Here is a 5189-nt window from a genome sequence, read left to right on the forward strand (position 1 = left end):
AATGATGTGATTAGCGAGATAGACACGAAAACCAAAATCAGCTATGAGCAGACCATACAATATAAAAAAGTGATGCAGGAAATGGGAACGTTTCAATAAATGAGTGAGTCACCGGTAAGGCGGTTGTGGGGGGAGATTTGCAGTTATTAGGTTAAATTTAACTAACACATAAGGAACGCTTATACTATGTATGATGGAAATAACTAAGTAATAGCTAATTTTACACCCCTGTTTTACAATTACAGGCAAACAAAATCTGATATTACTGCCGATGGCAATCCTGGGAAATCTCATATCTCGTTCGTTACGTCTTAAAAAACAATTCGACCTGCCGGTTGCTACGCCGGAAAAATACCAACGCAATACTTTGCGTCATTTGCTGGAGAAAGCACGCTACACTGCTTTTGGTAAAAAATACGGATTTTCTGATATGCTCGACCAGGAGCTGGACTTTATGACCGCCTTCAGGAGCAAGGTGCCTGTACATAATTACAATAAGATGTACGACCAATGGTGGTATCGCTGCCAGGAAGGTGAGGAAAATGTTACCTGGCCGGGAAAGGTCAAGTACTTTGCCCTGAGTTCCGGTACCAGCGAAAGCGCCAGCAAGCACATCCCGGTTACCCAGGACATGATTAAGTCTATCAAAAAAGTAGGCTTTAAGCAGTTGTACAGCATGACGGACTTTAACGTGCCGCCTGCGGCTTTCCAGAAAGGGGTATTAATGCTGGGTGGAACAACATCATTGTTTGAGAAAGGGGAGTATTACGAGGGCGATATGAGTGGTATCAGTGCCAAGAACATGCCTAAGTGGTTGTCGTCACTATTCTACAAGCCCGGTCAGAAGATATCACGCCGCCCCAATTGGGAAGACCGTATCAAGCTCATAGTACGCAACGCCCGCAAGTGGGATGTTGGTACTGTGTGTGGTGTGCCTGCCTGGGTGCAGATAGTAATGGAAGAAGTGATTCGCTACCATAAGGTGAAGCATATACATGAGATATGGCCTAACCTGAGCATTTATATCCACGGTGGTGTAAGCTTTGAGCCATATCGTGAAAGCTTTAAAAAACTGCTTGGTAAGGATATCACATACATTGAAACTTACATGGCAAGCGAAGGTAGCTTTGGTTTCAAAGCCCGCCCTGGCGACCATGGTATCAGGTTGGTGCTGAATGTGGGCATATTCTACGAGTTTGTCCCTTTCAACGAAAAGAACTTTGATGAGGATGGCAATATCAGGGAAAATGTTGAAAGTGTGATGCTGCACGAGGTAGACGAGCAGACCAACTATGCGGTAATGATAAGTACTTGTGCAGGTGCATGGCGCTATATCATAGGCGATGTGGTACGTTTCACCAATGCAAAGGAGCATGAAATAGCTATTGTTGGACGTACCAAGCAGTTCCTGAGCCTGTGTGGTGAGCACCTCAGCGTAGATAATATGAACAAGGCCATAGAAATTGTGGCCCGTAAGCTGAATATAGAGATACATGAGTTCACTGTTGCCGGCTTCAAATATGAGAACCTCTTCGCACACCGTTGGTACATCGGCACCGAGGATGAGAACGTAGATGCCAACGCTGTAAAAGAGCTGTTGGACCAGACACTCAGCGAACTGAACGATGACTATGCAGTAGAGCGTACCTCAGCACTGAAGGAGATATTTGTTGAGGTATTGCACAACGATGTCTTCTACGACTATATGAGGGCCATTGGTAAAAGTGGTGCTATGAGTAAGTTCCCCCGTGTGATGAAGGGTGAGACATATGTGAAATGGGCTACATGGCTGGCCAGTAACAATGTAAAGACGCTGGCAAGTAACTAAGACTTTTTCATGTATTCATAATGAGCCTGGGCTATGCGTATGTCGCCATAGCTATAGTCCTCGGGTAGCAGGTCTTTGATAGGTTTGGCAGCAACGGTTTGCCCGGTCTGCTCTATCAGTTCCAGTATCTTATTCAGCTTATGTCGCGGCAGAAATTTAGTCGCGCTTATCTCTCCGTCCAGGATGAATGCAGTCAGGTGCCCGGCAATAGTATTGACTGATAGCTTACGTTGTTCGGCTATTTCGTCTATTGTATGCCCCTGCTGAAACAGCTCGAAGCTGATGCGCTGCGTATTACTGATAGTTGGTTTGTCCATACTTGATTTACGTTCGCGCTTGGGTGCTTTGAGTTGGATGCGCGTCTCAAGATTGTGCTCATGGGCGTAAGCCTGTAGCACCTGCATAAATGCCGGTCCGTATTTGCTCACTTTGTAATCGCCAAAACCAGATATGCGACGCAGCTCATCCGACCGTAAAGGAAGGTAAGTTGCCATATCCAGCAATGTGTTGTCGCCTACTATAATATATGCAGGTACATTCTCTTGTTCGGCTATTTCGCGGCGGCGCTCTTTCAGTAGGTTCAGCAGGTCACTATGGTATTCTGGTGCTTTGGTAGCTATAACAGATGCTTCTTTCGGCTTCTTGAAGGTTACGGTCACCTCCATTCTGCCCTGCAATATGTCACGACTCTTGTCGTTCAGTATAAGTGCCGGGTAGGCGCTGTCTTCCAGGGTTACCAATCCTTGCTGCAGCATCTGCCTGATGATGACCTGCCATTCATCCTTCTTCAGGTCTTTACCTATGCCGTAGGTCTTTATTGCTTTATGTTCAGGTACTATTTTTGCACTGTTAGAACCCCGCAGGAAGTCGATGATGTAATCCGTACCATATCGCTCTTTGGTACGTACTACCGCTGATAATACCTTCTGTGCTTCGATGGTCATATTACGGTGTTCCAGGTTGCTCAGGCAGTAATCACAACTACCGCAATAGCCCGGCGCCTGTTCGCCAAAGTAGTTGAGTATATATTGCCGCCTGCAGCCCTCATACTCTGCAAACTCTTTCATTTGCATGAGTTTCTTCTTCAGTATGTTGGTCTGTTGCGCATTGTTCTCTACAGTAATAAAACGCATCAGCTTGCTGATGTCACCGGAAGTGTAGTAGAGAATAGCGTCGCTGGGTAGTCCGTCCCTGCCGGCACGCCCTGTCTCCTGGTAGTAGCCTTCCATATTCTTGGGTACGTCGTTGTGCATCACAAACCGTACGTTCGACTTGTCTATGCCCATGCCAAAAGCGATGGTAGCAGCAATGATCTTTATTTCATCCCGTTGAAACAGCTCCTGTATCCTTGCACGCTCATCACTGTTCATGCCTGCATGATAAAAGGCAGCTTTGTAGCCCATTTGTTTCAGCTTATTGGCAATGCTTTCCGTACTTGCCCGGGATAGGGTGTATATGATACCACTATCGTTACGATGCTCACTAAGGTAATGCAGCATCTGCTCAAAAGCTTTGCGCTTGGGTTGTATGTAGTAGCTTATATTGGCACGATTGAAGCTGGAGATATACACCTGCGGATTTTGTAGTGCCAGCTTGTCAACAATATCCTTTTGAGTGATCTTATCAGCACTGGCAGTAAGCGCAATTACCGGTATTCCCCGGAAATGCTTTTTCAGTGCGGACAGTCCCAGGTATTCAGGGCGAAAATCATGCCCCCATTGAGATATACAGTGTGCTTCATCAATAGCGAATAGAGAGCAGTTAAGTGTAGTCAGGAAATTGATGAACTGCGTTCCGCTGCTGAATAGCCGTTCGGGTGCCAGGTACAACAGCTTTATCTCTCCGTTGCGTACCGCATTGATAACATGTCCTTGTTCTGTATTGCTGAGTGTAGAATTAAGATACGCTGCCCTGATACCATTGGCCTGTAGTGCATCAACCTGGTCTTTCATCAGGGCTATCAGTGGTGAAATGACCACCGTTAACCCGTCAAGCAGCATAGCCGGTAGCTGGTAGCAGATAGACTTTCCCCCACCTGTAGGCATTATAGCCAGCACGTCCTTACCTATCAGTACTGATTCTATTATAGGCTGTTGGTTCAGCCTGAATTCATCATACCCGAAAAAGTGTTTCAGTGCGCGGTGTATGGGGTACTGCTTCATCAGCGTGAAAATACTGAATCATCGCTTATCAGCCTGAAATTGTGTATAACTAGGCTTAGTAGAAGATTTTGACAGGTTTGCTTTGTATGATACCTGTTTCATATGCCTGATCAAACAGCGTATCTATTGCTTTTGTACCTGTATCTCCCAACGTGGTAGTGTATTCATTCACATAAAGCTCTATGTGCTGGCGCATCACATCTTCCTGCATTTCCTGTGAATTGCTTGTGATAAACGGCCCCAGTCTTGGGTAATATTTCCAGGCATATAGCACACTGTCTTTTATGATGTTGTCAATAGTGGTTATCAACTCTTTGCTGAAACTCCTGCGTGCTACAATTCCGCCCAGTGGTATTGCGGCTTGTACAGTTTGTTCCCACCAGTCACCCAGGTCTATCAGTTTGAACAGGCCTTTGGCCTGGTAAGTGAACCTATTTTCGTGTATGATAAGTCCTGCGTCCACTGCTCCGCTTAATACTGCATCTTCTATTTCGCTGAATACATAGGGTATTTTGTTCTTGGCCTCAGGATGAGCCAATGATAACAGCAGGTTGGCCGTAGTGTTTACCCCAGGAATGGCTATGCGCAATTGCGAAAGGTCTTTCAACTCCATTGGCATTTTTGCTATAAGCAATGGGCCTACGCCTTTGCCCAGCGCACTGCCACTGTTCAACAGTGCATATTTATCTACTACATGCAGAAAAGTATTGTAACTGAGCTTGGTCACATCCAGCTTTTCTTCAAGCGCCCATTTGTTCAAGGTTTCCACATCTTCCAACATGTATTGAAACATAATGCCTTTAGTGTCTACCTTACCATTTACCATCGCATCGAAGATAAACGTGTCATTGGGGCAGGGGCTAAATCCTAATGTGAGTCTCATAATACCATGCAATTTAATATTGTTACGAAAAATGAAGCAGCATGTTTTAATAATATAGCTATTTTAGAAGCTTATAACAACTATGCTGTTCAAAAGGTTCCTGGTGCTGTTTGTCCTGTTCCCGCTCTGCTCGTTTGCACAAAACGAAAAGCTTGCGGGTTATGGTATTGAGGTCAATCCTGTTTATGGAAAGATCATCAAGCATAACTATATCTTTCCACCGTTGCCGGACCATTCATATGCTCTGGATGTAAATATACTGAAACGTACAGCAGGTAAAAAGGAATGGCAGCAAAGGAGGAACAACCCGCTCATA

Annotated in this window: 4 protein-coding genes; 2 read left to right on the forward strand and 2 right to left on the reverse strand. The window is 45.3% G+C overall.

The annotated features are described in order from the left end of the window. Positions 1-271: 271 nt before the first annotated feature. Positions 272-1828 carry a GH3 auxin-responsive promoter family protein gene (locus tag H6550_16570; protein MCB9047751.1) on the forward strand — a complete coding sequence of 519 codons (1557 nt, stop codon included), beginning with the start codon at positions 272-274 and terminating at the stop codon, positions 1826-1828. Here H6550_16570 and recQ read toward each other — a convergent pair. Both recQ and H6550_16580 read right to left on the reverse strand, forming a co-directional pair. Then, entirely contained in the window at positions 1825-3990 is a 2166-nt protein-coding gene (gene recQ, locus H6550_16575) for a DNA helicase RecQ (GenBank protein MCB9047752.1), read from the reverse strand. The two genes, H6550_16570 and recQ, sit on opposite strands and share 4 nt — an antisense overlap. A 55-nt stretch (positions 3991-4045) precedes the next feature. After that, positions 4046-4873 (reverse strand): 1,4-dihydroxy-6-naphthoate synthase, encoded by an 828-nt coding sequence (locus tag H6550_16580; GenBank protein ID MCB9047753.1) that lies wholly within the window; start codon positions 4871-4873, stop codon positions 4046-4048. An 82-nt stretch (positions 4874-4955) separates the two neighbouring features. On the opposite strand from H6550_16580, the gene H6550_16585 reads away from it, so the two are divergent. Then, on the forward strand, positions 4956-5189 hold a 234-nt coding region (locus tag H6550_16585), incomplete at its 3' end, for a hypothetical protein (protein ID MCB9047754.1).

The organism is Chitinophagales bacterium (assembly GCA_020636495.1).
In the GTDB taxonomy this organism is placed as follows: Bacteria; Bacteroidota; Bacteroidia; order Chitinophagales; family Chitinophagaceae; genus UBA5543.

What these genes read in the sequence shown, in the direction of transcription:
- recQ (MCB9047752.1), bottom strand. Translation starts at nt 3,990, where the DNA reads ATGAAGCAGTACCCCATACACCGCGCACTGAAACACTTTTTCGGGTAT.
- H6550_16570 (MCB9047751.1), top strand. Translation starts at nt 272, where the DNA reads ATGGCAATCCTGGGAAATCTCATATCTCGTTCGTTACGTCTTAAAAAA.
- H6550_16580 (MCB9047753.1), bottom strand. Translation starts at nt 4,873, where the DNA reads ATGAGACTCACATTAGGATTTAGCCCCTGCCCCAATGACACGTTTATC.